25 protein-coding genes are annotated in these 26,028 nt (G+C 69.6%); 19 read left to right on the top strand and 6 right to left on the bottom strand.

Going from position 1 to position 26,028, the window contains the following annotated elements:
• The first annotated feature begins 65 nt into the window (after window positions 1–65).
• The 8 genes from coaD to mutM all read left to right on the top strand — a co-directional run bounded on the left by coaD (window position 66) and on the right by mutM (window position 7,699).
• Window positions 66–548, top strand: coding sequence for a pantetheine-phosphate adenylyltransferase (gene coaD, locus KNO15_RS00635; protein ID WP_208041434.1), 483 nt, complete (start codon window positions 66–68; stop codon window positions 546–548).
• Window positions 549–561: 13 nt separating this feature from the next.
• Complete coding sequence (locus KNO15_RS00640; RefSeq protein WP_241701425.1) at window positions 562–1,671, top strand: AAA family ATPase; 1,110 nt, start codon at window positions 562–564, stop codon at window positions 1,669–1,671.
• Window positions 1,672–1,673: 2 nt separating this feature from the next.
• Window positions 1,674–3,014 carry a DUF58 domain-containing protein gene (locus tag KNO15_RS00645; RefSeq protein WP_241701426.1) on the top strand — a complete coding sequence of 447 codons (1,341 nt, stop codon included), beginning with the start codon at window positions 1,674–1,676 and terminating at the stop codon, window positions 3,012–3,014.
• Window positions 3,007–5,268, top strand: a complete 2,262-nt coding sequence (locus tag KNO15_RS00650; RefSeq protein ID WP_241701427.1) for a transglutaminase family protein — start codon at window positions 3,007–3,009, stop codon at window positions 5,266–5,268. Before KNO15_RS00645 ends, KNO15_RS00650 begins: the two co-directional genes overlap by 8 nt.
• Window positions 5,269–5,345: 77 nt before the next feature.
• The gene (locus KNO15_RS00655; protein WP_374113145.1) at window positions 5,346–5,852 is read left to right on the top strand and encodes a YceD family protein; all 507 of its coding nucleotides are present in this window, start codon (window positions 5,346–5,348) and stop codon (window positions 5,850–5,852) included.
• Between the two features lie 2 nt (window positions 5,853–5,854).
• Window positions 5,855–6,058: a 50S ribosomal protein L32 gene (gene rpmF / locus KNO15_RS00660; RefSeq protein ID WP_055919953.1), complete on the top strand. Its 204-nt coding sequence runs from the start codon at window positions 5,855–5,857 to the stop codon at window positions 6,056–6,058.
• A 29-nt stretch (window positions 6,059–6,087) separates the two neighbouring features.
• Complete coding sequence (gene rnc / locus KNO15_RS00665; protein WP_241701428.1) at window positions 6,088–6,801, top strand: ribonuclease III; 714 nt, start codon at window positions 6,088–6,090, stop codon at window positions 6,799–6,801.
• Window positions 6,779–7,699, top strand: coding sequence for a bifunctional DNA-formamidopyrimidine glycosylase/DNA-(apurinic or apyrimidinic site) lyase (gene mutM, locus KNO15_RS00670; RefSeq protein WP_241701429.1), 921 nt, complete (start codon window positions 6,779–6,781; stop codon window positions 7,697–7,699). The genes rnc and mutM overlap by 23 nt, the downstream gene beginning before the upstream one ends.
• A 28-nt stretch (window positions 7,700–7,727) precedes the next feature.
• Here the strand turns inward: mutM and KNO15_RS00675 are convergent, their stop codons facing one another.
• Window positions 7,728–8,822, bottom strand: a complete 1,095-nt coding sequence (locus KNO15_RS00675; protein WP_241701430.1) for a GNAT family N-acetyltransferase — start codon at window positions 8,820–8,822, stop codon at window positions 7,728–7,730.
• 182 nt (window positions 8,823–9,004) lie between these two features.
• Between KNO15_RS00675 and KNO15_RS00680 the strand changes: the two genes are divergently transcribed.
• The 6 genes from KNO15_RS00680 (at window position 9,005) to smc (ending at window position 17,811) form a co-directional block, all read left to right on the top strand.
• Entirely contained in the window at window positions 9,005–10,225 is a 1,221-nt protein-coding gene (locus KNO15_RS00680) for a branched-chain amino acid ABC transporter substrate-binding protein (RefSeq protein WP_241701431.1), read from the top strand.
• A 112-nt stretch (window positions 10,226–10,337) separates the two neighbouring features.
• A complete protein-coding gene (locus tag KNO15_RS00685; protein WP_241701432.1) occupies window positions 10,338–11,348 on the top strand; it encodes a branched-chain amino acid ABC transporter permease in 1,011 nt (336 codons plus the stop codon).
• The gene (locus KNO15_RS00690) at window positions 11,345–12,505 is read left to right on the top strand and encodes a branched-chain amino acid ABC transporter permease (RefSeq protein ID WP_241701433.1); all 1,161 of its coding nucleotides are present in this window, start codon (window positions 11,345–11,347) and stop codon (window positions 12,503–12,505) included. Before KNO15_RS00685 ends, KNO15_RS00690 begins: the two co-directional genes overlap by 4 nt.
• Complete coding sequence (locus tag KNO15_RS00695) at window positions 12,502–13,413, top strand: ABC transporter ATP-binding protein (protein ID WP_241701434.1); 912 nt, start codon at window positions 12,502–12,504, stop codon at window positions 13,411–13,413. The genes KNO15_RS00690 and KNO15_RS00695 overlap by 4 nt, the downstream gene beginning before the upstream one ends.
• On the top strand, window positions 13,400–14,113 hold the full coding sequence (locus tag KNO15_RS00700) for an ABC transporter ATP-binding protein (RefSeq protein ID WP_241701435.1): 714 nt from the start codon (window positions 13,400–13,402) through the stop codon (window positions 14,111–14,113). Before KNO15_RS00695 ends, KNO15_RS00700 begins: the two co-directional genes overlap by 14 nt.
• Window positions 14,114–14,235: 122 nt before the next feature.
• On the top strand, window positions 14,236–17,811 hold the full coding sequence (gene smc / locus KNO15_RS00705; RefSeq protein ID WP_241701436.1) for a chromosome segregation protein SMC: 3,576 nt from the start codon (window positions 14,236–14,238) through the stop codon (window positions 17,809–17,811).
• A gap of 13 nt (window positions 17,812–17,824) precedes the next feature.
• On the opposite strand, the gene KNO15_RS00710 is transcribed toward smc, so the two are convergent.
• Window positions 17,825–18,595 (bottom strand): CHAD domain-containing protein, encoded by a 771-nt coding sequence (locus KNO15_RS00710; protein ID WP_241701437.1) that lies wholly within the window; start codon window positions 18,593–18,595, stop codon window positions 17,825–17,827.
• Window positions 18,596–18,625: 30 nt separating this feature from the next.
• On the opposite strand from KNO15_RS00710, the gene ftsY reads away from it, so the two are divergent.
• The 3 genes from ftsY to ffh all read left to right on the top strand — a co-directional run bounded on the left by ftsY (window position 18,626) and on the right by ffh (window position 21,642).
• The gene (gene ftsY, locus KNO15_RS00715) at window positions 18,626–19,501 is read left to right on the top strand and encodes a signal recognition particle-docking protein FtsY (RefSeq protein WP_241701438.1); all 876 of its coding nucleotides are present in this window, start codon (window positions 18,626–18,628) and stop codon (window positions 19,499–19,501) included.
• 7 nt (window positions 19,502–19,508) lie between these two features.
• Window positions 19,509–20,009 carry a DUF2004 domain-containing protein gene (locus tag KNO15_RS00720; RefSeq protein ID WP_241701439.1) on the top strand — a complete coding sequence of 167 codons (501 nt, stop codon included), beginning with the start codon at window positions 19,509–19,511 and terminating at the stop codon, window positions 20,007–20,009.
• 64 nt (window positions 20,010–20,073) lie between these two features.
• Window positions 20,074–21,642, top strand: a complete 1,569-nt coding sequence (gene ffh, locus KNO15_RS00725; RefSeq protein ID WP_241701440.1) for a signal recognition particle protein — start codon at window positions 20,074–20,076, stop codon at window positions 21,640–21,642.
• A gap of 27 nt (window positions 21,643–21,669) precedes the next feature.
• Here the strand turns inward: ffh and KNO15_RS00730 are convergent, their stop codons facing one another.
• The 4 genes from KNO15_RS00730 to KNO15_RS00745 form a co-directional block, all read right to left on the bottom strand.
• A complete protein-coding gene (locus KNO15_RS00730) occupies window positions 21,670–22,362 on the bottom strand; it encodes an SGNH/GDSL hydrolase family protein (protein WP_241701441.1) in 693 nt (230 codons plus the stop codon).
• Window positions 22,363–22,435: 73 nt separating this feature from the next.
• Window positions 22,436–23,173 (bottom strand): SGNH/GDSL hydrolase family protein, encoded by a 738-nt coding sequence (locus KNO15_RS00735; protein WP_241701442.1) that lies wholly within the window; start codon window positions 23,171–23,173, stop codon window positions 22,436–22,438.
• On the bottom strand, window positions 23,170–23,847 hold the full coding sequence (locus KNO15_RS00740) for an SGNH/GDSL hydrolase family protein (RefSeq protein WP_241701443.1): 678 nt from the start codon (window positions 23,845–23,847) through the stop codon (window positions 23,170–23,172). Before KNO15_RS00740 ends, KNO15_RS00735 begins: the two co-directional genes overlap by 4 nt.
• A gap of 23 nt (window positions 23,848–23,870) precedes the next feature.
• Complete coding sequence (locus tag KNO15_RS00745) at window positions 23,871–25,076, bottom strand: glutamate--cysteine ligase (RefSeq protein WP_241701444.1); 1,206 nt, start codon at window positions 25,074–25,076, stop codon at window positions 23,871–23,873.
• Window positions 25,077–25,297: 221 nt separating this feature from the next.
• Between KNO15_RS00745 and rpsP the strand changes: the two genes are divergently transcribed.
• A complete protein-coding gene (rpsP, locus tag KNO15_RS00750) occupies window positions 25,298–25,792 on the top strand; it encodes a 30S ribosomal protein S16 (protein ID WP_241701445.1) in 495 nt (164 codons plus the stop codon).
• Window positions 25,793–25,796: 4 nt separating this feature from the next.
• Complete coding sequence (locus tag KNO15_RS00755; RefSeq protein WP_055920003.1) at window positions 25,797–26,027, top strand: RNA-binding protein; 231 nt, start codon at window positions 25,797–25,799, stop codon at window positions 26,025–26,027.
• Window position 26,028: the final 1 nt, after the last annotated feature.

Consider the following 26,028-nt stretch of genomic DNA (forward strand, 5'->3'; position numbering starts at 1 on the left):
GCTGCGCCGCGAAGATAACGGATTCACAACGAAATGCCGGGTATCGCGGGATAGTCTGGTCCTCTATGAACAGGATCGCCGTAGTCCCTGGATCGTTCGACCCGGTCACTCTCGGGCACCTCGATGTCATCGAGCGGGCCGCGCGACTCTGGGACGAGGTGCACGTGCTGGTCGTCCACAACCCCGACAAGTCGGCACTGCTGCCGATCGCCCAGCGTGTGGCACTCATCGAGCGCTCGATCGAGGACGCGGGGATCGGCGGGCGGATCATCGTCGCGTCGTGGTCGGTCGGCCTCCTCGTGGACTACTGCACCGACGTCGGAGCCGACGTGCTCGTCAAGGGCATCCGCTCGCAGGTCGACGTCGCGTACGAGACCCCGATGGCGATCGTGAACCGTCACCTCGCCGATGTCGAGACGGTCTTCCTGCTGCCCGACCCGGCCAACGCGCATGTCTCGAGCTCCCTCGTGCGCCAGGTCGCCTCCCTCGGCGGGGACGTGAGCCCCTACGTTCCGCCCGCCGTCTCAGAGCTGCTGTCAACCACATGACCCGGGTGGAGAGATGAACAGTTACGCGACGCGTCAGCCCACGGATTCCTCGGTGGCCCCGGAGGAGGTGGGCCTGCCGGCGCCGGGGATGGACCTGGACGAGCTGAGACGCGCTGCGGAGCAGATCACCACCAACGTGGAGTCCGTCATCGACGGCAAGCACGACGCCGTGCAGACCGCCCTGGTGGTGCTGCTCGCCGAGGGCCACCTCCTGATCGAGGACGTGCCGGGAGTCGGCAAGACGATGCTGGCCAAGTCGCTGGCCAAGTCGGTGGACTGCTCGGTCAGCCGCATCCAGTTCACGCCCGACCTGCTGCCGAGCGACGTCACCGGCGTGTCGGTGTACAACCAGGCGGAGCGGCGCTTCGAGTTCAAGCCGGGCGCCGTGTTCGCGAACATTGTGATCGGCGACGAGATCAACCGGGCCAGCCCGAAGACGCAGTCCGCCCTCCTGGAGTGCATGGAGGAGCGCCAGGTCACCGTCGACGGCTCGACGTACCCGCTGGCCGCGCCGTTCATCGTGGTCGCGACCCAGAACCCGGTCGAGATGGAGGGTACCTACGCACTGCCGGAGGCTCAGCGCGACCGCTTCATGGCCCGTATCGCGATGGGCTACCCGGACGAGGGCTCCGAGCTCGCCATGCTGACGACGCGCGACACCTCCAGTCCGCTCTCGCGGATCGGTCCGGTGGTGACCTCGGACGAGCTGCGCTCGATGATGACGACGGCGCGCGCCGTCTACGCCTCCGCTCCGGTCAAGCAGTACGCGGTCGACATCGTCAGGGCGACCAGGGAGGATCGCGACCTCCGGCTCGGCGCCAGCCCGCGGGCGACGCTGCAGCTCGTGAGGGCGGCCAAGGCGATGGCCGCCCTCGACGGCCGCGACTTCGTGCTGCCGGACGACATCGACGCTCTGGCGGTGCCGGTGCTCGGTCACCGGCTGCTTCCGGCGAGCCGAGCGCTCGGCCATCACCACGAGAGCGCTCCGGTGATCGCGGACATCGTCCGTCGGATCGTCGCGGCCACCCCGGTGCCCGTCGGCTCCGGCGCGATCGGGAGCGGGTCGGGCACGGTGCGCACGGTCGCGGCACGCACCGGCGCGGCCGCCACAGGCAGGGAGTAGTCGTGCGCGGGCGCGCCGGGGTGTCGTCGCCACTCAGGAAGCCGCGCCCCACCGCGCGCGGCTGGGCTTTCGGCGCCGTCGGAGTCGTCGCCCTCGCCGCGTCGGCGTTCTTCGGGCGAACGGATGTGCTGTTCGTCGGCGTCTTCCTCACCGTGCTGCCCCTGGCCGCGATGATCTCGGTCACCATCGACCGGCCCCGGCTGACGGTCGCCCGCAGTTTCCATCCGGACGTCGTCGCCGTGGGGGAGCAGTCGACCATCGTCACCACGGCGCGCAATCAGTCGGCACGGCCGAGCCCGCCAGCGCGCTGGCGCGAATTCGCCCCGACCGGGGTGGAGGTGCAGCCCTCGGCGCCGTTCCCGCGGCTCGGCGCCCATCAGGTGAACGTCACGCACGGCCGCGACACCGTCGTCCTGCGCCAGGACGTCGTCGCGCTGCGTCGCGGGTCGCACCCGGTCGGCCCGCTGATCGTGAGCCGGACCGATCCGTTCGGCGTCGCCTACGCGGAGTACGCAGTGGGGCAGCCTCGGCAGTTCCTCGTGACGCCCCGGGTCGTGCCGCTGTCGAGCGGCGAGCTGGATGTCGCGCACAGCGAGGGCGCCGAGCACGAGCTCCAGCGGCACAGCATCCCGAGCGCGGACGAGCTGATCGCGCGCGAGTACCGCCCGGGCGACCCGCTGCGTCGCGTGCACTGGCGGGCGACGGCGCGCCACGACAAGCTGATGGTGCGGCAGGAGGAGCAGCGCAGCAACCCGGAGGCCTGGCTCCTGATGGACACCCGGCTCGTGACACGCGCACCGGCGCAGCACCTGCCGTCCGACCAGGGTGACGCGCTCTTCGAGACGCTCGTCGAACTCGTCGCATCGGTCGGAGTCCACCTCCTCGACGAGGGCTTCGTGCTGAGCGTCGTGGAGACGGCGCCCCGCCAGCTCTCCGGCCGCAGCGGCGCCGGACGAACGGGAACGCTGGGATCGGTGACGCCGACCTACGACCGCGGAACAGCCGACCGACTGCTGCTCGCCGACCTGGCCGCCGTCGAGGCGGGGCCGGATCTCCGCGACGACGCCGTCGCCGAGCTCGCCTCCGGCCTGCGTCGTGCCGGCCGGGCCGTCCCGATCTTCGCGATCCTGCTCGACGGGACATCCGAGCTCGGTTCGCTCGCCGCCCTCCGCGGCATGGGGGATCCGGCCGTCGTGTTCCTCGGCGAGGGGGCTTCGCCGGAGACCGAGGAAGTGCTGGCCGACGCGGGGTGGCTGTGCGTCGGCTTCGCCGAGGGCGACGACCCCGCCGACGTCTGGCAGCGCGCACTCAACCGCCAACGGGCGGTGGTCGGCCATGGTTAGCGAGGCCGTCTCGGTCGGCCTGGCCGGTGTGCGGCGCCGGCAGGCGTACTGGCGTCTCACCGGCGCGCTCGTGCTGCAGATGCTGGCGCTGAGTATCGCCCTCGTGGGACTCATCCAGGGTCCGACCTGGTGGTTCGCGCTGATGCTGACCAGCTCGTTCCTCCTCGCGGCCGGCGCCTGTCTGCGGGCCGTCGGCGTCCACCGCCGGGTCGTCCCGCTCCTGCTCCTGCTGCTCTCCGCGATGATCATGACGGTGGGCTTCGGCAACGGGACGGGCCTGCTGGGGCTGATCCCCACGCCGGGGACCGTGCAGCGGTGGGGCGACTACCTGCAGCAGGCGATGCTCTCGATCTATCAGCAGGGCACGCCGGCCGAGAGCCTGCCGGAGTTCCTGTTCCTGGTGGTCGGCGGCGCCTGCTGCATCGCGATCGCCCTCGACGCCCTCGCCATCGCGTTCCGGGTGCCGGCGTACACCGCCCTCGGCGTCGCCGCCGTGCTGGTCGTGCCGGGAGCGCTGCTCGGCGACGGACTCGACCCGACCGCCCTCGCCGCGTCCGCCGCGGCGTTCCTGTGGCTGCTGCGCTCCGACGTGCGGACGCGGAGACCGGGAGCGGGGCGGCCGGGTGCTGCCCTGTCCATCGGCGCGTCCGCAGTGGCCGTCGCCATGCTGCTGGCCGGCACGGCACCCGGGTTCGACAAGGGAGGCGCGACCTCCTTCACCGCGGGCGGCATCTCCATCGGCGGCACGGTGACACCGCTGATCGACCTCGGCAAGGATCTGCGCCGACCCGCAGCGGTGCGGGCGCTCACGTACACGACCACGGCGCCGACCGGGCAGTACCTGAAGCTCGCATCCCTCGATCAGTTCACCGGTTCGGTCTGGAAGCACCGCGAGCGCGACACCAAGCGGCTCTCCGACGGCGTCGCCATCGGACCCGTCGCCGGACTGTCGGACAGCGTCAAGACCTCCAAGATCTCCACCACCGTCGAGATCGACGACATGACCAGCCGGTGGCTCCCGGTGCCGGCACCGGTCCAGTCGGTCAAGGGCTTGAACGGCACGTGGTCGTGGGATCCGGACGATCTCACGCTCGGCGGCATCAACGTCACGACCCAGGGCCAGAAGTACACCGCCACCAGCCTGCTGCTGGCACCGACCGCCGATCAGCTCAAGGCAGCGGGAGGCTTCGTCCCGACCGACGTCGAGCGCGACCTGTTCCTCCCGCCGAACACCCCGGCGGTCATCGCCCAGACCGCCCTGGCGGCGACGGCGGGGTCCGTCTCGGAGTACGACAAGGCCGTCGCGCTGCAGGACTACTTCCGCGACAACGGGTTCGTGTACTCGACGCAGACCCCGCTCAAGCAGGGCTACGACGGCGACGGCGCCAGGGTGATCGCCAAGTTCCTGGAGGTCAAGAGCGGCTACTGCGTCCACTTCGCCTCCGCGATGGCCCTCATGGCACGCAGCCTCGGGATCCCGGCCAGGGTCGCCGAGGGCTATCTGCCCGGCACCTCGACGGGCGGGACGGCCAACAGCCCCGGGATCTACACCGTGACCAGCGACGACCTGCACGCCTGGCCGGAGCTCTACTTCGCCGGCGTCGGCTGGGTGCCGTTCGAGCCGACCGTCGGGCGCGGGACCATCCCGAGCTACACGCGACCGGATGCGCTGCCGAACCAGACCGTCCCGACATCGGCGCCCGGTGCGACCTCCGCCCCGCACCGCGTGGTGCCGACCGACCCGGCGAACGTCGCAGGGGCGGCGGGCACGACCCCGCCGTCACCGCTGCAGCCGGTGCTGTCCGGCGTCGGCGTCGCCTTGCTGATCGTGGCCGTGCTGCTCACTCCCGCCGTGCTGCGCCGGATGCGCAGGCGGGCGCGATTGAGACGGCTGAGCGAGTCGTGGGGCGGCGCAGCGATCGTGTGGGACGAACTGCGGGACACTGCGCGCGACCTGGGCTGGTCGGCACCGGACACCGAGACGCCGCGCGTCTTCGCGCGACGGATCGCCGCCGCGGTGGCGGGAACGCCGGGGGAGGATGCGGTGATCCGGCTGCTCGACGTCCGTGAGCGCGACTCGTTCGGGCCGCCGACGCGCGCCGTCGCGGTCGGGCTGGCCGACGACCTCCGGCTGGTGATCGACGCACTGGAGGCCCAGGCGGGCCGCGGCGTCCGCCTGAAGGCGGCGCTGATTCCTGTGTCGTTGCTGCCAGCGGGCTGGCGTTCGCCTGCGAGCGTGGGAGGAGCTGCGTAAAATAGCCGACCGTGAGCACCTTCAGAAACAGCCCGTACAGCGTCAACGTGTACGACCTCATGCGGCGCCCCGGCGAGATGCGGGAGCAGCGTCTCGCCATCCCCGTCGCCGAGAAACTGGGCGAGGGGCTGCTGTCCGTGCCGGAGGGCGCGACCATCGACGTCGACCTCCGACTCGAGTCGATGCACGAGGGGATCCTGGTCACGGCCGAGGCCGAGACGACCGCGACCGGAGTCTGCGGGCGATGCCTGATCGACATCGAGCAGCCTGTCGAAGTCGATTTCCAGGAACTTTTCGCGTATCCTTCTACGGAAGCTTTCGATTATGAGGTTCACGACGACCACGTGGATCTTGAACCTCTGATCAGGGATGCGGTGGTGCTGTCACTGCCGTTTCAGCCGGTGTGCCGGCCGGACTGCCCGGGTCTCGATCCAGAGACCGGGGAGAGGCTGGCGGATGTACCGGACCGCAAGCCGAACGAGACCGTCGATCCTCGCTGGTCCGCGCTCGCGGCGTTCCAGGCTTCCGACACCGAGTCCACCAGCAACAACGCCCCGGCCGCCGGGGCTGGAGAAGAGAGATAGTCATGGCCGTTCCGAAGCGGAAGCAGTCTCGCGCCAACACCCACGCCCGTCGTTCGCAGTGGAAGGCCGAGGTCCCCACGCTCGTCAAGTCGATCGAGAACGGCAAGGTCGTCTACAGCCTCCCGCACCGCGCCAAGGTCGTCGAGGACTCCGCGGGCACCGCGCTGTTCATGGAGTACAAGGGCCGCAAGGTCGCCGACGTCTGATCAGTGTTCCCAGGTCAGCCGAGCACCGCATGACCGGCGAGAACTCTGATCGCACTGCGCTCATCGAGAAGCTCGGGGTCGACATCGACCCCGAGCTTCTCGAGCTTGCGCTGACGCATCGTTCCTTCGCGTACGAGCACGGCGGCATCCCCAACAACGAGCGCCTGGAGTTCCTGGGCGACTCGATCCTCGGGCAGGCCGTGACCGTCAAACTGTTCCGTGAGAACCCCGACCTCGACGAGGGCGAGCTCGCGAAGCGCCGGGCCAGCCTGGTGAGCTCGGTCGCGCTGGCCGAGGTCGCCCGCGGCATCGGGCTGGGCGAGTACCTGCGCCTGGGGCGCGGCGAGAACCAGAGCGGGGGCCGCGACAAGGCCTCCATCCTCGCCGACACCGTCGAAGCCCTGATCGGCGCCGCCTATCTGGACGCCGGAGGCGAGGAGGCGACGGCCCTCGTGCTGCGCCTCGTCGACCCGCTGCTGGCAGACCCGGATCGCTTCGGCGCCGCTATGGATCCGAAGACCAGCCTCCAGGAGGCCGCAGCCCATCGCGGCGCAGGCCTCCCTGTCTACACCGTGACCAACAGCGGGCCCGACCATTCGAAGACCTTCCACGCCACCGTCTCGGTCGGCGACCTCGTGACCGCCACCGGCGAGGGGACGAGCAAGAAGCAGGCCGAGATGGCCGCCGCTCTCACCGCCTGGACCGAGCTGACCCGCCGCCGTGCCAGAGCTCCCCGAGGTTGAGGTCGTCCGCGCCGGTCTCGAGCCGGCGGTCACGGGCGCGACGATCCTCGGTGTCGAAGTCTTCGAGCAGCGTTCGCTGAAGCGGCACGATCCGCTCGCCGGCACGTTCGAGGCGCTGCTCACCGGCCGGACCATGCAGGCCCCGGCCCGGCGCGGCAAGTTCCTCTGGATCCCGTTGCAGGGCACGCCGCGCCGCGCGATCGTGGCGCACCTCGGAATGAGCGGGCAGATCCTGCTCCGCGAACCGGGATGGGAGGAGGCCGGCCTGCTGCGCATCCGCCTCCACATCGAGACACCCGCGACGCTTCCCGGCGACCACCGCGAGCTCTGGGTGCACTTCGTGGACCAGCGGATCTTCGGCTCGATGGCCGTCGACAGCCTGGTGCCGACGGCCGACGGCGCTCCGGCCGGCCTCGGCACCGACGAGCCGCTTCTCCCGACCCAGGTCGCACACATCGCCCGCGACCCGCTCGACCCCGCGTTCGACGATGCGGCGTTCGCCGCCGCCCTCGCGCGTCGCAGCAGCGGGATCAAGCGGGTGCTGCTCGACCAGACCGTCATCAGCGGCATCGGCAACATCTATGCGGACGAGGCGCTCTGGGCCGCGCGCATCCACTACGAACAGCCCGCGTCGTCGCTCAGCCGCGCGAAGGTGCGCACCCTGCTGACGGAGGTGCGGCACGTGCTCGACAAGGCGCTGGCGGAAGGCGGCACGAGCTTCGACGCGCAGTACGTGAACGTGAACGGCAACTCCGGGTACTTCGCACACAGCCTCAACGCCTACGGGCAGGAGGGCAAGCCCTGCCCGCGCTGCGGGACGCCGATCGTGCGGGAGCGCTTCATGAACCGCTCGTCGCACTTCTGCCCGCGGTGTCAGCGGGTGCGGGTGGCGCGCTAGCCGAAGCCGACCGCGGTGCGGGCGGTGCTCACCCCACCACCTTCTGCCAGTGCCCCGTCAGCGCGTGCAACTGGAACCCGAACGCGCGGTTGATCGCGAGCATCGGCACGTTCTCGTCGGCGTTCCAGGTCAGCAGCCGGGTGATGTGCGGGGCGTGATCGGCGAGCTCGTGGATGTTCTGCAGCTTCACGAGCGTGCCGAGCCGGTGGCCGCGGTGCGGCACGGCGACCAGCGTGTCGTACTGCTCCGCCTTGTCCCCGTCGGCGGGCACCGCGATCTCGGTGTACGCCGCGAGCTCGCCTGACGCGATGTGCTGCGCCGCGGTGACCAGCAGCGGTTCGCCGCGTTCCGCCAGTTCGCGTTCCTGGGCGCGCACGCGGTCGCCCGTCCAGGCTTCGCGGTCGAGGGCGATGCCGCTCTGCGGAACGTCGATCGTCATCCGCGCCTTCAGCGCCGCGAACCGTTCGAGCAGGTCGTCGGGAGCGTGGCCCAGCCAGGACACGGCCCGATAGCCGGTCGCCGACGCCGCCGTGCTCGCCAGGCCGGCCTCCCGCGCCCGGGGGAGCGGGAGCAGCAGCTCGCTCGACCGCTCGACCTGACCGAGACGGTAGCCGTGCCGCAGCGCGAAGCGGACGTCGGGCGACTCCGAGGGGAGGCCGGCGGAGCCCGAGGGCGCACGGACGACCGAGACGCTGTCGCCGAGGGTGCGGGCCGGATGCTCGGTGTAGGCGCTCACGACGCGCCGCCCGCCCTCGGCCGCCAGCTCCTCGCCCGCGGCCAGCAGTGCTGAGCCGATGCCGCGGCCGCGGACCGCAGGGGCCACGTCGATCAGCAGGGAGACGGTCTCGGCCGCCTCGTCGAGCGGGAATTCCGCCTGCACTCGCCCGACGACCACACCGTCCTCGATCGCCACCAGCAGGATCTTCTCCTGGTACTCCTGCGCGCGGAACGACGCCAGCGCCTCCTCTGCCGTCTCGACGAAGTCGTCGGCCTCCCAGAGGGCGACGCTGATCCCGTTGAGCACGCCGACGAGCTCTTCGAACACCGCGGATTCCGGTGTTCCGAGTGCGGAAGGAGGAGTCAGCCGCTCGATGCGCACCGCCACCTCCCGACGTCGAACCACTCACCATAACCCCGTTTCAGAGCCCTGTGAAGTGCGTCCGTCCGTTTGGTTTCGATCGTGTAAATCTGGGCGGAAATGGCGGGTGCAAATGCTTGCGGCGCATGTAGTCTCAGCACACATATTCGTGGTGCGACGAGGCAATCACGCCGCGTTCGACACGGATTCACGTCGAGAGGCAGAAGATGCTAGGAAAGAAAGTCACGATCGGTGCGGCTGTTGCAGCGTCCGTCGCACTGTTCCTCGTGGGATGTGCCAACCAGCCTTCCACGGGAGGTTCCACCAGCTCCAACTCGAAGGTGAACATCCCGGCGATCACCTCCGTGAACACGCCCAAAGACGCCGTGCTCCCCGCCGGTGACGGCAAAGCCACCTGCCCGGCGGGCCTGACCATCGCGTACGTGGGCGCCGAGACCGGCCCCAACGCCCAGCTCGGCATCAACATCTACAACGGCGTCCAGCTGGCCATCAACGAGCACAACGCCGCCAACAAGGGCTGCCAGGTCGGCTTCAAGAAGTTCGACACGGAGGGCGACCCGAACAAGGCGACCGGCCCGGTCACTCAGGCGGTCAACGAGGCCGACATCATCGGCGTCGTCGGCCTTCCGTTCTCCGGCGAGTCGAAGGCGACCGGCAACATCTTCGAGCAGCAGGGCCTGGTGCACATCACCCCGTCGGCCACGAACCCCGGCCTGACCCAGAACGGCTGGAAGACCTTCTTCCGCGGCCTGGGCAACGACGCGGTGCAGGGCCCGGCGGCGGCGAAGTTCCTGACCGACAAGCTGCAGGCCAAGAAGGTCTACCTGGTCCAGGACGACTCCGACTACGGCATCGGCCTCGGCACGACCACCTCGAAGGCGCTCGGCAGCGCGCTCGTGGGCACCGACAAGGTGACCACCGGCCAGAAGGACTTCTCCGCGGTGATCTCGAAGATCATCAACGCGAAGCCGGACGCGGTCTACTACTCGGGCTACTACGCCGAGGGCGCTCCGTTCGACCAGCAGTTGGTCAACAAGGGCTACACGGGCACGTTCGTCGGCCCCGACGGCGTGAAGGACGACCAGTTCATCAAGCTGGCCGGTGACGCGTCCAGCAACGCGTACTTCACCTGCCCCTGCATCCCGGGCGAGCTGATCCCGACGTTCGAGTCCGACTACAAGAAGCTCGCGAGCGCCGAGCCCGGCACGTACTCGATCGAGGGCTACGACGCCACCACGGTTCTGCTCTCCGGCATCGACAAGGGCAAGACCACCCGCGCCGACCTGGTCGACTGGGTCAAGAACTACGACGCCGACGGCCTGAGCAAGCACTACAAGTGGGACTCCACCGGTGAGCTCCAGGCGCCGACCGTCTACGGGTACAAGGTCGAGAACGGCAAGATCGTTCCGATCGGAACCATCGGATAGCGCGACACGCGAAGGTGCCGCGGGCCACCGTGGCCCGCGGCACCTTTGTTTCGACTCTCATAAGAACTGAGCCGGACCAACGACGATCCGGCACTGAACCCTGGAAGTTCGTATGCTCGAAACCCTCGTCCTCGTCCATCCCGTCCTCGACAACTCCTGGATCAACTTCGATGTCAACGCGCTCGTCCAGAACTTCTGGAGCGCGACCTTCGACGGCCTCACGTTCGGCGCCATCTACGGCCTGATCGCCGTCGGCTACACGCTCGTCTACGGCGTGCTCAACCTGATCAACTTCGCCCACTCCGAGGTGTTCATCGTCGGTGCGTACGGCGTGGTCATCACGCTCACCTCGCTCGGTTTCGGCCCGAGCGCACCGAACCTGAGTCCGGCGGCGATCATCGGCGACCTCCTACTTGCTTTGATCGTCGGTATGGCGGCTTCGGCCTTCACCGCGTGGGTGCTCGAACGCGTGGCCTATCGACCTCTGCGAAAACGGAACGCGCCACGCCTGGTGTTCCTCATCACCGCGATCGGCGCCTCGTTCACGATCCAGTACCTGATCTTCCTGATCCGCGGGGCCAACGCGGAGCCGGCGGTGACGATGTTCGTCGCCACTCCGGTCTTCAACGTGTTCGGCACGATCGTGTACAGCCAGTCGCTGATCATCGTGATCGCCTCCGTGGCTCTGATGATCATCACCGACTGGTTCATCCGCCGCACCCGCACCGGCCGCGGGATCCGCGCGGTCGCGCAGGACGCCGACACGGCGACGCTGATGGGCGTGAACAAGGAGCGGATCATCCAGATCACCTTCATCACCGGCGGTATCCTCGCCGGCGCGGCCGCTCTGTTCTACGTGATGCTGGTGCCGTCCGGCGTCATCTACAACGGCGGCTTCATCCTCGGCGTCAAGGCCTTCGCGGCGGCGGTGCTCGGCGGAATCGGCAACGTGCGCGGTGCCCTGCTCGGCGGTCTCCTGCTGGGCGTCATCGGCAACTACGGCCAGATCCTGCTGGGCGACTCGCAGTGGACGGACGTCGTGGCCTTCGTGGTGCTGGTGCTCGTGCTGTTGATCAAGCCGACGGGCATCCTCGGCACCTCCCTCGGAAGGAGCCGCGCATGAGCACGACCGAAGGGCCCAAGGTCCTGCCCGACGGACGGTCGGAGCAGGCGGGAGATGCGCTGGAGGCTGCGCGCGCCGCGCGGAAGAAGGGGCCGCTGCAGCCGCTCCGCGACTACTGGAACGGGCTCCCGCGCGCCGTGCAGTGGGCGTGGCTGCTCATCGTCGTCGCCCTCGCGTACGCGCTGCCGTACCTGAACTTCTTCCCGCTCACCACCGAACCCGGCAACGACTGGCCGCTCGCGTGCTTCGCGATGGCGACCTACGGACTGATCGCCGTCGGCCTCAACGTCGTCGTCGGCTACGCCGGGCTCCTCGACCTCGGCTACGTCGCCTTCTTCGCGGTCGGCTCGTACACGGCGGCCATGCTGACCAGCCCGGACTCGCCGTTCCTCAAGATCCCGTACCTCTGGACCATCCCGGTCGCCATGGCGATCACGATGACCTTCGGCGTGATCCTGGGCGTGCCGACGTTGCGGCTGCGCGGCGACTACCTGGCGATCGTCACACTCGGGTTCGGTGAGATCGTACGCATCCTCGCGACGATCATCCCGGCGATGAAGGGCCAGGTCGGCTTCCAGAACGTCGGTCACCCGCCGGGCGAGACCGCCAAGGGGGTCCCGATCTTCTCGAACTCCAACGGCGTGCCCTGGTACTGGCTCACGGTGACGATCATCATCGTCATCCTGCTGCTGGTGGGCAACCTGGAGCGCAGCCGCGTGGGCCGCGCCTGGATCGCCATCCGGGAGGACGAGGACGCCGCCGAGATCATGGGCGTGCCCACCTTCAAGTACAAGGTGTGGGCGTTCGCGATCGGAGCCGGCGTCGGAGGTCTCTCGGGTGCGCTCTTCGCCGGCCAGGTCGGCTTCGTGAACAATCAGAAGTTCGACGTGCAGACCTCGATCCTGTTCCTGGCGGCCGTCGTCCTCGGTGGTGCCGGCAACAAGGTCGGAGCGATGATCGGTGGCGCGATCGTGGCGTACATCCCGCTGAGATTCACGGCGATCGCCGACTACAAGTACCTGATCTTCGGGGTCGCGCTGGTGGTCATCATGATCTTCCGCTCGCAGGGCCTGTTCCCGGCGCGGCAGAAGCTGCTGGCCTACGGCAGACAGGCCTACCGAAGAGTGGCCGAGTCGGCGAAGGGGGGAGCGCGATGACCGACGAGACCACCACGGAACCGGACGAGGAGCCGACGCTCGGCGCCAACGAAGAGGAGCTCGAAGCCGCAGGCGTGGACCTGGACGTCGCCGAAGCCGCGGCTCCCGACCGGGAGATCGCGGTCGAGGTCGGCGAGAACATCGTGGAGGTGCGCAACCTCACGGTGAAGTTCGGCGGCCTCCTCGCCCTCGACGATGTCTCGTTCGACATCCGCCGCGGTGAGATCCTCGGACTGATCGGGCCGAACGGCGCGGGCAAGACGACGTGCTTCAACGCGATGACCGGGGTCTACAAGCCGACCAGCGGCGACGTGCTGCTGGAGGGCCAGTCGATCAAGGGCCAGAAGCAGCACAGGATCACGCGGCTCGGGCTGGCACGCACCTTCCAGAACATCCGCCTCTTCGGCGAGATGACGGCGCTGGAGAACGTCGTCGTCGGTCTCGACGCTCGGCACAGGACCTCGGTTCCCGGCGCGCTGCTGCGGCTGCCGCGGCACACGCGCGAGGAGAAGTCCGCCATCGAGCGTGGGATGGCGCTGCTCGAGTTCGTCGGCATCGCCGATCACGCCGCCGACCTCTCCCGGTCGTTGCCGTACGGCTCGCAGCGCCGGCTGGAGATCGCGCGCGCGCTCGCGACCGACCCCAAGGTGCTCTGCCTGGACGAGCCGGCCGCGGGCTTCAACCCGGCGGAGAAGGAAGACCTGATGGAGCTCATCAGGACGATCCGGGCCGACGGGTACACCGTCCTCCTCATCGAACACGACATGAAGCTGGTCATGGGCGTGACGGATCGCATCGTGGTGCTGGAGTTCGGCCGCAAGCTGGCCGACGACGTGCCGCAGGAGATCCGCAACGACCCGCGCGTGATCGCCGCCTACCTCGGGGAGCCCGAAGATGACGTTGCTTGAACTGAAGAACATCAGCGTCTCCTACGGGCGCATCGAGGCGATCCACGACATGTCCTTCTCCGTGGAGGAGGGCGAGATCGTCAGCCTCATCGGTGCGAACGGGGCGGGCAAGTCGACCACGATGAAGACCATCTCGGGCATCCTGAACCCGTCGGCGGGCTCCATCCTGTTCGACGGCCAGGACATCACCAAGATGAAGGCCCACATCCGCGTGATCCGCGGCATCTCGCAGGCGCCGGAGGGCCGAGGGATCTTCCCGGGCATGACGGTGATGGAGAACCTCGACATGGGGGCCTTCGGCCGCAAGGACCGCTCCAACATGGGTCCCGACTTCGAGCGCGTCTTCTCGCTGTTCCCACGGCTCGCCGAGCGCAAGACGCAGGTCGGCGGCACGATGTCCGGCGGCGAGCAGCAGATGCTCGCCATCGGCCGCGCGCTGATGTCGAACCCGCGCCTGCTGCTGCTCGACGAGCCGTCCATGGGGCTCGCGCCGCAGTTCATCCGGCAGATCTTCTCGATCATCACGGAGATCAACCAGCAGGGCACGACGGTGCTGCTGGTCGAGCAGAACGCGAACCAGGCGCTCGCCCGTGCGCACCGTGCGTTCGTGCTGGAGACCGGGAGCATCACGCGATCGGGAACCGGCCGCGAGCTGCTCTCCGACCCCGCCATCAAGGAGGCCTACCTCGGCGTAGGCTGACGTCTCCTCCGCTCGTCGCCCCGTCGAGGGGCACGTCGTTGTGACTCTTCGCGCCGAAAAGTGACAACGACGTGCCCCTCGGCTGCGTAGTGGGAGGTGAGAGGTCGGGTAGATTCACCTGCGTGTATTTGAAGAGTCTGACGCTCAAGGGCTTCAAGTCGTTCGCCACGCCGACGACTTTCGCCTTCGAGCCGGGCGTGACCTGCGTCGTCGGCCCGAACGGGTCCGGCAAGTCGAACGTGGTCGACGCGCTCGCCTGGGTGATGGGCGAGCAGGGCGCCAAGACGCTTCGCGGCGGCAAGATGGAGGATGTAATCTTCGCCGGGACCTCCACCCGGGGCCCGCTCGGCCGTGCAGAGGTCCAACTCACCATCGACAACACCGACGGCGCTCTGCCGATCGAGTACACCGAGGTCACGATCTCGCGCACGCTGTTCCGCAACGGCGGAAGCGAGTACGCGATCAACGGCCAGTCGTGCCGGCTGCTCGACGTGCAGGAGCTGCTCAGCGACTCCGGCCTCGGCCGCGAGATGCATGTCATCGTCGGCCAGGGACAGCTCGACGCCGTGCTGCGCGCGACCCCGGAGGAGCGCCGTGGCTTCATCGAGGAGGCCGCAGGCATCCTCAAGCACCGCCGCCGCAAAGAGAAGACCCTCCGCAAGCTGGAGGCGATGCAGACCAACCTGACCCGCCTGAGCGACCTCGCGGGTGAGGTGCGCCGGCAGCTGAAGCCGCTCGGGCACCAGGCCGAGATCGCGCGGGAGGCGCAGTCCATCGCCGCGATCGTCCGCGACGCGAGGGCGCGCCTGCTCGCCGACGAGGTCGTCACCCTGCGACGTTCGCTCGACGGCCACACGCGCTCCGAGACCGAGCGGCACAGCGAGCAGATCGTGCTGCAGGAGCAGCTCGAGCAGAAGCAGCTGCGTCGCACGCGGCTGGAGCAGGCCCAGGTCGGCGACGCCGTCGACGTCGCGCGCAGCACGGCGTTCGCGCTCGAGCAGGCGCAGGACCGCCTCCGCAGCCTGTACACCCTGGCGACACAGCGGCTCGCACTGCTCGGGAGCCAGGCGGAGTCGACCGACGACGGGCCGCGGGTCAGCCCGCAGATGGTGCAGGACGCCGCCGACGAGGTCGAGCGACTGGGCGCCGCGGTCGTCGATGCCGAGGCCGCGTGGCAGGCCGCGCAGGCGGGCACGCGTGCCGCCCGTGCCCGACTCGACTCCGTCGACGAGGAGATCGCCGCTCAGAGCGCGCTGGTCTCCAAGCACGATCTGGAGATCAGCAAGCTGAACGGCCAGGCGGAGGCGGCCGCGCAGCGCCTGGCAGCGGTTCGCGGCGAAGTGCTGCGCCAGCAGAACGCCCTCGACGCCGCGACCGAGCGGCGCGAGAAGGCGCGCTCGGAGTTCGCGGCGCGCGAGGCGGACGCCGAGGTCGCCGACCCGGGCGAGAACAGCCTCGACGAGGCGTACGAGCTCGCCCAGGCAGACGTGTTCGAGGCCGAGGGCCTCATCGAGAAGCTGCGCGAGGACCTCCACGTGCTCGAGCGCGAGCGTGACGCCCTCGCCGCCCGCACGTCCGCGCTGTCGCTGGCGCTCGACCAGAAGGATGGCTCCGCCGCGCTGGTGGCCGCCCGCTTGGCGGGCGTCCGCGGGCTGGTCGCCGAGCACCTCCGAGTGCACCCCGGTTTCGAGGCGGCGGTCGCCGCTGCGCTCGGCACGCTGGCCGATGCCGTGCTCGCGGACAGCAGGAGCCACGCGTTCGACGCGGTCGCCCACGCCGCCTCCGACGACCTGGGCCGAGTGGAGGTGGTGGTCGCCGACGCTCCGGCTCCCGAGGTGGATCTCGGCGGCATCGCCGGCGTCGTGCCGGCCGGCTCGGTGATCGATGCGCCGTCGGGCGTGCGGGGTCTGCTCGCCTTCACCGCGATCGCCGACGACCTCGCGGCCGCGCGCACCGCGGCCGAGGCGTTCCGCGCCCGCGGGCTCGGTGGCCCGGTCACGCTCATCACGCGCGCGGGAGACGTGCTCACCGACTTCGTGCTGCGGGGCGGTTCCGGCGCGAAGCAGAGCCGCATCGAGCTCTTCGCCGAGCGGGACGCCGCCCAGGACCGGTTGGGCGAGGTGACCTCCCTGATCGACAGGGCGCGGTTCGCGCTGGCCGAGCAGCGCGGAGTCGTGCAGGTGGCCAAGGAGCAGTCGCAGGCGGCCCTGTCCGCCCTGCGCGAGTTCGACGCGAAGCTTGCGGCGCAGACCGAGCAGCTCAACCGGCTACGGGTTCAGTCGGAGGCCGCCGAGGCGGAGTTCGAGCGGCTGAGCCGTGCGCTCGAGCAGGCTGCCGAGCGGGTGGCCGATGCCGAGAGGGCGGCGGAGTCGGCGAAGACGGAGCTGGAGACGGCCCGGTCGCGGCCGCGGCCCATCCTGGACGTCTCCGCCCGCGATGCCCTGTCGCTGGAGCTGGAGGCCGCCCGCGAGTCCGAGGTGGAGTCCCGCTTGGGCGTCGAGACGGCCAAGGAGCGCGTGCGTGCCGAGCAGGCGCGCGGCGAGGCGCTCTCCCGTCAGCTGGAGGCCGAGCGGGCCGCCGCAGAGGAGGCCGCCCGTCGGGCCGTGATCCGGCGGCGCCAGCTCGACGCGGCGCAGGGCGTCGTCGACGCGCTGCCTGCCGTGCTCGCGTCCGCCGACCGCTCTGTGGCGCAGGCGCGCGTGGAGCTGGCGACCGCGGAGGCGCAGCGGGCGAGTCAGAACGAGGAGCTCGCGGCGGTGCGCCGCGAGGAGTCCGCGATCCGGGAGCGCCTGCACGCGATCACGGAGGCCGTGCACGGGCTGGAGCTGCAGATCTACGAGAAGAAGCTGCACCTTTCCAGCCTTCTCGAGCGTGCGGGCAGCGAGCTCGGGCTGGTGGAGGACGTGCTGGTCGCCGAGTACGGTCCTGAGGTCCTGATCCCTGTCGAACGGCCGGTGGGCGACCACGCCGACGACTCCGGCTCCGATACGGCAGGCGACGAGCCGCAGGGCGTCCCGTTCGTCCGTGAGCAGCAGCAGAAGCGCCTGGCCGCGGCGGAGCGCAAGCTCGCGCAGCTCGGGCGCGTGAATCCGCTGGCGCTCGAGGAGTTCGCCGCGCTGGAGCAGCGGCACAAGTTCCTCACCGAGCAGCTGACCGACCTCACCAACACGCGCAAAGACCTGGTGACGATCATCGAGGAGATCGACGAGAAGATGCAGTCCATCTTCGAGTCGGCCTTCGCGGACACCGAAGCGGCCTTCGAGCGGGTGTTCCCGATCCTGTTCCCCGGCGGCGCCGGTCATATCGCCTTGACCAACCCCGACGACCTCCTCACCACGGGCATCGAGGTCTCGGTCAAGCCGGCCGGCAAGAAGATCGAGCGGCTCTCGCTGCTCTCCGGTGGCGAGCGCTCGCTCGCGGCCGTGGCCCTGCTGATCGCGATCTTCAAAGCGCGGCCCAGCCCGTTCTACATCATGGACGAGGTGGAGGCCGCGCTCGACGACGCCAACCTGGGGCGCCTGCTGACGATCTTCGAAGACCTGCGCGAGAACAGCCAGCTCATCGTGATCACGCACCAGAAGCGCACCATGGAGATCGCCGACGCCCTCTACGGCGTCTCGATGCGCCAGGACGGCGTCTCGGCGGTCGTCGGCCAGCGCGTCGCGCAAGAGCGGGAGCAGGAGCAGGCGTCGGCCTGACCCGCCGACCGGCTCAGAACTCGATCGCCGCCAGCTTCTCGTCGAGGCCCTCGAGTGCTTCTGCCGCGCGCCGCTCGCAGCGCATGGCGAGGCCGACGTGACCGTGCTCCCGCAACTGGTGCGCCAGCAGGAGGTCGTCGCGGTTGTCTCCCAGCGCGTCCTGCGCGGCCTTCGCGGCGGCGGCGAGCCGCACGGCAGGGCGACCGAGCTCGTCGGTGACCGCTTCGGCGGCGTAACGGACCTTGCGTGCGGCCTTGCGCGTGGCGTGCCGGTCGTCGAGGCTGTCGCCGCGGGGGAGGTGCACAGTGCGCACCGCCTTCTTCAGCCCGCGGTTCCTGACCCGGTCGGGATGCGCCCGCCCGTGCGCGCTCAGCGGCGGCTCTGCGGCGAACATCTGCAGGTCGGCGAGCAGCACCCGGACGGTCCGGCCGTGCAGATGGTCGATGAGCGACGCCCGTTCGCGCGCGTGCGCCGCGCGTGTCTGCGCCACCTCGGCGGACACGACGTCGATCACCGCGACATCGTCGTCGGCCTCCAGCAGGTCCTCCAGCGAGTCCGCCTTCACCTCGAGGTCGCGCACGGTGCCGAGACGGTCGCCCAGCAGCTTCAGCCGGGAGCGCATCCGCGTCTGCGCATCCCTGTCGAACGCTGCGCGGTACACCTGCAGCACGCTGCGGAGGCGGCGCACGCGGATGCGCGCCTGGTGAACGGCGTCCTCCCCGTCGCTCTCGATCGCGACGAGCTGCTCGGCGAGCTCGGCCGACACCGCCACGAGGGAGAACATGCGGCCACCGTACCAACTAGTCTGAGTGTCATGGCAGATCGCACCCCCTGGTCTCTGTCGGGCGCCCTGCGCGGGCTGTTCGCCAAGAAGACCATCGACGAGACCACCTGGGACGATCTGGAGGCGGCGCTGATCACCGCCGACTTCGGTCCGGACGTCACCGAGGCGGTCGTCGACGATCTGCGCGCCAAGGTGGACCGGTACCACACCACCGACCCAGCCGACCTCCAGCGTATGCTGCGCGAGACGATGGAGGAGCGGCTCTCCAAGCTCGACACGACGCTCAAGCTCAGCGAGCGTCCCGCGATCGTGCTCGTGGTCGGCGTGAACGGCGTCGGCAAGACGACGACCATCGGCAAGTTCGCGAAGTTCCTGCGCACCTACGACCGCTCGGTGGTCGTCGGTGCTGCCGACACCTTCCGCGCCGCCGCGGTCGAGCAGCTGGCGACCTGGGCCGAGCGCGCAGGCGCCGACATCGTCCGCCCGCAGCAGCAGGGCCAGGACCCCGCCTCCGTGGCGTTCCAGACGGTCGAGAAGGCAAAACGCGACGGCACCGAGATCGTCATCATCGACACGGCCGGCCGGCTCCAGACCAAAGGCGGCCTGATGGACGAACTCTCCAAGATCAAGCGCGTCGTCGAGAAGCAGGCGCCGATCGCGGAGGTTCTGCTGGTCCTCGACGCGACCACCGGTCAGAACGGCCTGGCGCAGGCGGAGGCCTTCCTGGAGCACGCGGGCGTGACGGGGCTGGTCCTGACCAAGCTCGACGGCTCGGCCAAGGGCGGCTTCGTCCTCGCCGTGCAGGAGCGCACCGGACTTCCGATCAAGCTCATCGGCCAGGGCGAGGGGATCAACGATCTGACCGGCTTCACCCCGCACGTATTCGCTCAGCAGCTGGTCGGCTAGGAGGGGCATGGCCATCGAGCACGACTACTTCGGCGTCATCGACGAGACCGCGTCCGGCGGCCTCGCCTGGAGCGACACCGTCGAGCTCGCGGACCAGGCCGTGGAGGTGCAGCTGCTCGCCGACGACGAGTCGGCGGTCGGCGAGTACGCCCTCGACGCGGCCGCCGCGCTCATCCAGGCGCTGGAAGGCTTCGATTCGCGGGCCAGGGACGCGCTCATCGCCGAGCTGAGCTCGCGGCAGTCGGCGACGACCAACTACATCGACGAGCATGTGGACAAGCTGGGGGAGTCGCTGCTCGACCTGTTGGTCTACAACTCCGGCGACATCGCGATCGACGTGCTGCGGTCGCTGCAGCTGCTCGCCGTGACGGTGCAGGCCGACCAGGCAGGAGAGGACGAGGTCTTCGCGACGTTCGACTACTCGATCAGCCCCGACGAGACGGATGCCATCCTGACGGTGTCGTTCGATGTGCGCGGTGACGTCGTCGCCGTCGACACGCAGAACTGACCCGGTACGCGCACGGCGAAGGCTCGGCGGGACGCCAGTCAAGGCCCGGTAGACTTGTCCGATCATGGCTACTTTCGGCTCGCTGTCCGACCGTTTGACGGACACCTTCAAGAACCTCCGCACCAAGGGCAAGCTCACGCCGTCCGACGTGGACGGCACGGTGCGCGAGATCCGCCGCGCGCTGCTCGACGCGGATGTCGCCCTCGACGTCGTCAAGGACTTCACGGGAAAGGTGCGCGAGCGCGCCCTGTCGGACGAGGTCAACAAGGCGCTCAACCCGGCCCAGCAGGTCGTGCAGATCGTCAACGAGGAACTCGTCGGCATCCTCGGCGGCCAGCAGCGCCGACTGCAGTTCGCCAAGAAGCCGCCGACGGTCATCATGCTCGCCGGCCTGCAGGGCGCGGGCAAGACCACGCTCGCGGGCAAGCTCGGCAAATGGCTGGCGAAGGACGGCCACACGCCGCTCCTGGTCGCGGCCGACCTCCAGCGTCCGAACGCCGTGAACCAGCTCCAGATCGTCGGCGAGCAGGCCGGCGTCCCGGTGTACGCGCCCGAGCCGGGCAACGGTGTCGGCAACCCCGTGAAGGTGGCCAAGGACGCCCTGAAGTTCGCCGAGACCAAGCAGTACGACACGGTCGTCATCGACACCGCAGGCCGCCTCGGCGTCGACGCGGAGCTCATGAAGCAGGCGGCCGACATCCGCAAGGCGACGGAGCCCGACGAGGTGCTGTTCGTGATCGATGCCATGATCGGTCAGGACGCGGTCGCCACGGCCAAGGCGTTCCAAGACGGCGTCGACTTCACCGGTGTCGTCCTGTCCAAGCTCGACGGCGACGCCCGGGGTGGCGCTGCCCTCTCCGTCGCCTCGATCACCGGCCGACCGATCATCTTCGCCTCCACCGGTGAGGGCCTGGACGACTTCGAGCCGTTCCACCCCGACCGCATGGCCTCCCGCATCCTCGACCTCGGTGACATCCTCACCCTCATCGAGCAGGCGCAGCAGGCGTTCGACGAAGAAGAGGCGCGCAAGGTCGCCGAGAAGTTCGCGACCGACAGCTTCACCCTCGACGACTTCCTCAAGCAGATGCAGCAGCTGCGCAACATGGGATCCATCAAGAAGATGATGGGGATGCTCCCGGGCGCCGGCCAGATGAAGCAGCAGCTCGACAACTTCGACGAGCGCGAGATCGTGCGCACCGAGGCGATCATCCAGTCGATGACCACGGCGGAGCGCACCACGCCCAAGCTGCTCAACGGCTCTCGCCGGCTGCGCATCGCGAAGGGCTCCGGAACCACGGTCACCGAGGTGAATCAGCTCGTCAACCGCTTCGAGCAGGCGGCCAAGATGATGAAGACGGTCGCCAAGGGCGGTGTTCCCAACGTTCCGGGCATGGGGCCGATCCCCGGCGCCGGCTACGCGGGACGCGGCAAGCAGCAGGCCAAGAAGAAGGGGTCCCGCTCCGGCAACCCCGCCAAGCGTGCGGCCGAGAACGCGGCGATCGCCTCGGGCGTGAAGCCCGGAGCGACGAACACGCCCGCGGGCAGCGGGTTCGGCATCGCAGGCGGCAAGCCCCCTGCAGGCGGCCCGACCGACGAAGAGATGGCCGCCCTCCAGCGCTTCATGGGTCGCTGATCCCCGCGATCACTCACGTCTGAGCGGCTAGGAGGTCACGCCGAGCGGCGCGAGCCGGTCCTCGATGGTCGTGGCGACGATGCGCTCGCCGGCGGCGTTCGGGTGGATGCCGTCGGCCTGCACGAGCTCGGGATGTCTCGCGAGGGGATAGCCGATGTCGAGGAAGGTCCCTCCGACGTCCGTCACGGCCTCCTGAACGATCCCGTCGACGGTCGCCACCGTGGCCGGGGGCTTGTCGGCCCCCCAGACGGCCGTGATCCCGATGATGTGTGCGCGGGGGAAGGTGTCGTGGAGCTCGCCGAGCAGCTCGTCTGCGGACGACGCGACGAGCGCCGGGTCTTGTCCGCGGTCGTTGCGGGTGGCCGCGATCAGGATGTAGTCGGGGTGAAGACCGAGAGCCGTGTCCACCTGCTGACGGTAGGTGTCGCCGTTCCAGCCCGGCTTGACGAAGCCGGAGCCCGAGACGGCGAGGTTCGTCAGCGTCCAGCCGTGCTGCGCGGCGATGAGGGCGGGCCAAGCCTCGTCCGGGCGGACTCCTTTGCCGAACGCGATCGAGTCCCCGATGGCGACCACTTGCGGTTTCGCGCGCCCGGCCGGTGCCGCCGCGGCAGTGCCCTCCGCAGCGACCGGGCGCGCAGGCGCGGCAGCGGAACAGCCGGCGAGGGCGATGGCTGCCGCGGCGACCGCCAGGAGCGCGATCAGGCGGGAACGGGTGGGCACGCAGCGAGGGTAGACCGCGGAGACTGACAGATCGCTGTGCGCAGTTCCCGGGCGTGTCGTGCCCGGCGCGCCGTCAGCCGGATGCGGGGCGAGGTCTGATCTCGGCCTTCGCGATCGCGTCGGACACGGCCTCGCCGAGTAGTGCTTGTCCGGCGGTGTTCGGGTGGATGCCGTCGGGCTGCATGAGGTCGGCGCGGCCGAGGAAGGTCTGGCCGATGGAGAGCCAGTGGCCTCCGACTCCGAGCACGGCGCCCTTGAGGGCGTCGTCCATCACTCGCGCCACCGCCGGCGCAGCCGTGGCGCCCCAGACCGCCCCCATTCCGATGATGGTCGTGTCCGGCAGTGCGGTCGCCATCCTGTCGATCGCGGCGCGCGTCGCCGTGATGACCGTGCCGGGCGCTGTCTGCGCGGTCGCGGCGTCGTTGATCGTCGCGGCGACGATGACGATCTGAGGCCGAAGCCGGATGACCGCGCTCACCTGGTCGTCGAAACGGTGGGAGTTGACGCCCGGCCGTGTGAAGCCGGCCCCGCTCTCGGCGAAGTCGGTCAGGTTCCAGCCGAGCCTGGCCGCCGCGATGAGCGGCCAGGCGTCTGTGGCCGGCACTCCCAGCCCGATGGCGATGGAGTCGCCGATGACGGCGGCGGTCGGCAGCTCCGAGCCCGGTACCGCGTCGCGCGAGGAGGTCGGCCGCGACGTGGCCGGAGGGTCGTAGACCGTCGTGGAGCATCCGGCCAGGAGGAGCGCTGCGGCCGCAGCGACCGAGACGAGGGCGACGCGGAGACGGGAGGGCCGCACGGCGCGAGTCGTCACGCCAGCCCGTCGATGCGGGACAGGAACGCGGACGCGATCGCCTGCTGGCCTTCGAGGGTGGGATGCTCGCCATCGTCTTGCACGAGGCCCGCTTGACCCCGATACGGCTGCCCGAGATCGATCCATTTGCCCCCTGCCGCGGTGATCGCGGTGCGCAGGGCGTCGTTCAGGGGAGCGAGGTCGTTGTCGCTGGCCTCGCCGGTGAGCGCGTTGTACCCGACGAGGTGGGCCTTCGGCAGGGCGTCGCTGAGGCGTTCGACGGCTGCGGCCATCGCCTTCGCCACGGTCGCGGTGTCCTGCCCGAGGTCGTTGTCGGAGGCGCCGATCAGCACGACGTCGGCCTTCGCGGCGATGGCCTGGTCGATCTGCCCGTTGAAGTCCTGGTTGCTCGCGCCCACCGCGATGAACCCGGCGCCCGGCTCGCTGAAGTTCTCGAGCCCCCAGCGTCGGTCGACCGCGACGAGCGCCGGCCACGCATCGAACGGCTCCAGGCCCATCCCCGACTCGATCGAGTCGCCGACGATCGCGACGACGGGGTGTCTGCCGCCCTTGACGGCGGAGCCGAGGGCAAGCCCGGGGCTCGAGGACGTGGCGCACCCGCTCAGGGCGAGCGTCCCGAGCAGCAGGGCAGCCAGGGCGGTTGCGGCTGTGGCGAGGGGCCGGTGGTGGAGCATGTCTCAGAGCCTAGAGGACCAGTCTATGGATGGCCTATGCGACCCTGGGATGCCGCTGCGCCGGAGTCGCCCGGAAGCGGACTCCGCGGGTGCGATCGGTCGAGCCCGGTGCGCAGCTCGTGCGTGAGCGAGCTGACGACGGCCTGCAGGCTGCCGCCGTTGGCGTCGGCGACGGCCAGCTGCCGTTGATAGCTCGCGCCGGCGCTCAGCACATCGGCCACGGACGCGAGCTCGGCCGCGCAGCCGAGGCGCTCCGCCGTCTCGGCGAGCTCGTCCACCAGTTCGAGCAGGCAGTCGCGCACGTGTCGCTCGGAACCGTCCGGCGCGACGATGATCTCCGCGTCCAACCCGTAGCGCGCGGCGCGCCACTTGTTCTCGCGCACGAACCACGGCTGCAGGGTGACCGGCTCGATGCCCTGGTCGAGGTCGCCCGACATCCGGTCGGTCAGGCAGTGGATGAGCGCGGCGACGGCGCCCACCTCGTCGGCGGTCGAGAGGCCGTCGCAGGCGCGCATCTCGACCGTGCCCCATCGCGGCGAGGGCCGGATGTCCCAGCGCACTTCGCTGTGGTCCTCGACGACACCGGTGGTGACCAGGTCCTGCACGTACTCCTCGTAGTTCGCCCACGTGCCGAACTGCCACGGGAGGCCAGCGGTGGGGAGCTGCTGGAACATCAGGGCCCGGTTCGAGGCGTAGCCCGTGCGGGCGCCCGCCCAGAACGGACTCGATGCGCTCAGCGCCTGCAGGTGCGGGTAGTACGTCAACAGGCCGTTCACGATCGGCAGAGCCTTGTCGCGCTCGTCGATGCCGACGTGAACGTGGATGCCCCAGATCATCATCTGCCTGCCCCACCACTGAGTGCGGTCGAGAAGCCGGTCGTAGCGCTCGTTGGGGGTGATCTTCTGGTCGTACCACTGGGCGAACGGATGCGTTCCCGCGCACATCAGCTCGACGCCCAGCGGGTCGGTGACCTCCCGGGTGAGACCGATGAGCTCCTGGAGGTCGGCGATCGCCGCGGGCACCGTGCGGTGCACGCGGCTGACGAGCTCGACGGTGTTCAGCAGCAGTTCGTGCGTGATCTGCGGGTGCTCCCGGCCGTCCGGCGTCCCGAGCTCGCGCAGGACGTCGTCGGCGATCTGCACCAGGTCGCCGCTGGAGGCGTCCACGAGCGCCAGCTCCCACTCGATCCCGACCGTCGAGCGTTCGGACTCTGCGAAGAGGATCTGCATCCGGGTGGTCCCATCCGTCCGATAGCCGACTGCGCCGATTGTTACTTGCGGGCGCTTTTCTGACAGAATAGCTAGTTGAGTTCGACGTGCCCGACCCTCTATCCGGCACATCGGACGAACAATAGACCTCCTGCCGCGTGTGCCCCCACGCCCACGGCAGTCAGTTCGACAACGAATCCACCGGTGCCCTGCGGGGTTCCGGACGTCTACACAGGAGAATTGTGGCTGTCAAAATCCGTCTGAAGCGCCTCGGCAAGATCCGCGCTCCGTACTACCGCATCGTCGTGGCCGACTCGCGCACCAAGCGCGACGGTCGCGTCATCGAGGAGATTGGTCTCTACCACCCGACCGAGGAGCCCTCGCGCATCGAGGTCGACTCGGACCGCGCGCAGTACTGGCTCAGCGTCGGCGCCCAGCCGTCCGAGCAGGTGCTCGTGCTCCTCAAGCTCACCGGCGACTGGGGCAAGTTCAAGGGTGACAAGAACGCCGTCTCGACCGTGAAGACCGCTGACGAGAAGGTCGCGTTCGTCGCCGACGAGAAGAAGAAGCCGGTCCTCAAGCCCAAGAAGGACGAGAAGCCGGCCGAGGTCGCCGCTGAGGCGGAGGCCGTCGTCGAGGCCGAGGTCGAGGCGGAGGAGGCCGAAGAGGCCGAGGTCGTCGCCGAGGCCGAAGAGATCACTGAAGAGGCCGCAGAGGCCGACGGCGAGAAGGCGTAACACCTTGCTCGCACCCGCGCTCACGCACCTGGTCAAAGGCATCGTCGACCACCCGGACGACGTGCATGTGGTGGCCAAGGGCTCCCCGCGTGGCGAGGTCCTCGAGGTTCGTGTGAACCCCGAGGACCTCGGCCGGGTCATCGGCCGTTCCGGCCGTACGGCCAAGGCGCTCCGCACGCTCGTGGCCGCGCTGGCCGACGGTCGCCGCGTTCGCGTCGACGTCGTCGACGACTGAG

Source organism: Leifsonia shinshuensis (genome assembly GCF_022606355.1).
GTDB lineage: Bacteria > Actinomycetota > Actinomycetes > Actinomycetales > Microbacteriaceae > Leifsonia > Leifsonia shinshuensis_B.

Coding starts and splice junctions, on each gene's coding strand:
- coaD (WP_208041434.1), top strand. CDS start 66: ATGAACAGGATCGCCGTAGTCCCTGGATCGTTCGACCCGGTCACTCTC.
- KNO15_RS00640 (WP_241701425.1), top strand. CDS start 562: ATGAACAGTTACGCGACGCGTCAGCCCACGGATTCCTCGGTGGCCCCG.
- KNO15_RS00650 (WP_241701427.1), top strand. CDS start 3,007: ATGGTTAGCGAGGCCGTCTCGGTCGGCCTGGCCGGTGTGCGGCGCCGG.
- KNO15_RS00655 (WP_374113145.1), top strand. CDS start 5,346: ATGCGGGAGCAGCGTCTCGCCATCCCCGTCGCCGAGAAACTGGGCGAG.
- rpmF (WP_055919953.1), top strand. CDS start 5,855: ATGGCCGTTCCGAAGCGGAAGCAGTCTCGCGCCAACACCCACGCCCGT.
- rnc (WP_241701428.1), top strand. CDS start 6,088: ATGACCGGCGAGAACTCTGATCGCACTGCGCTCATCGAGAAGCTCGGG.
- KNO15_RS00680 (WP_241701431.1), top strand. CDS start 9,005: ATGCTAGGAAAGAAAGTCACGATCGGTGCGGCTGTTGCAGCGTCCGTC.
- KNO15_RS00685 (WP_241701432.1), top strand. CDS start 10,338: ATGCTCGAAACCCTCGTCCTCGTCCATCCCGTCCTCGACAACTCCTGG.
- KNO15_RS00690 (WP_241701433.1), top strand. CDS start 11,345: ATGAGCACGACCGAAGGGCCCAAGGTCCTGCCCGACGGACGGTCGGAG.
- KNO15_RS00695 (WP_241701434.1), top strand. CDS start 12,502: ATGACCGACGAGACCACCACGGAACCGGACGAGGAGCCGACGCTCGGC.
- KNO15_RS00700 (WP_241701435.1), top strand. CDS start 13,400: ATGACGTTGCTTGAACTGAAGAACATCAGCGTCTCCTACGGGCGCATC.
- KNO15_RS00710 (WP_241701437.1), bottom strand. CDS start 18,595: ATGTTCTCCCTCGTGGCGGTGTCGGCCGAGCTCGCCGAGCAGCTCGTC.
- ftsY (WP_241701438.1), top strand. CDS start 18,626: ATGGCAGATCGCACCCCCTGGTCTCTGTCGGGCGCCCTGCGCGGGCTG.
- KNO15_RS00720 (WP_241701439.1), top strand. CDS start 19,509: ATGGCCATCGAGCACGACTACTTCGGCGTCATCGACGAGACCGCGTCC.
- ffh (WP_241701440.1), top strand. CDS start 20,074: ATGGCTACTTTCGGCTCGCTGTCCGACCGTTTGACGGACACCTTCAAG.
- KNO15_RS00740 (WP_241701443.1), bottom strand. CDS start 23,847: ATGCTCCACCACCGGCCCCTCGCCACAGCCGCAACCGCCCTGGCTGCC.
- KNO15_RS00745 (WP_241701444.1), bottom strand. CDS start 25,076: ATGCAGATCCTCTTCGCAGAGTCCGAACGCTCGACGGTCGGGATCGAG.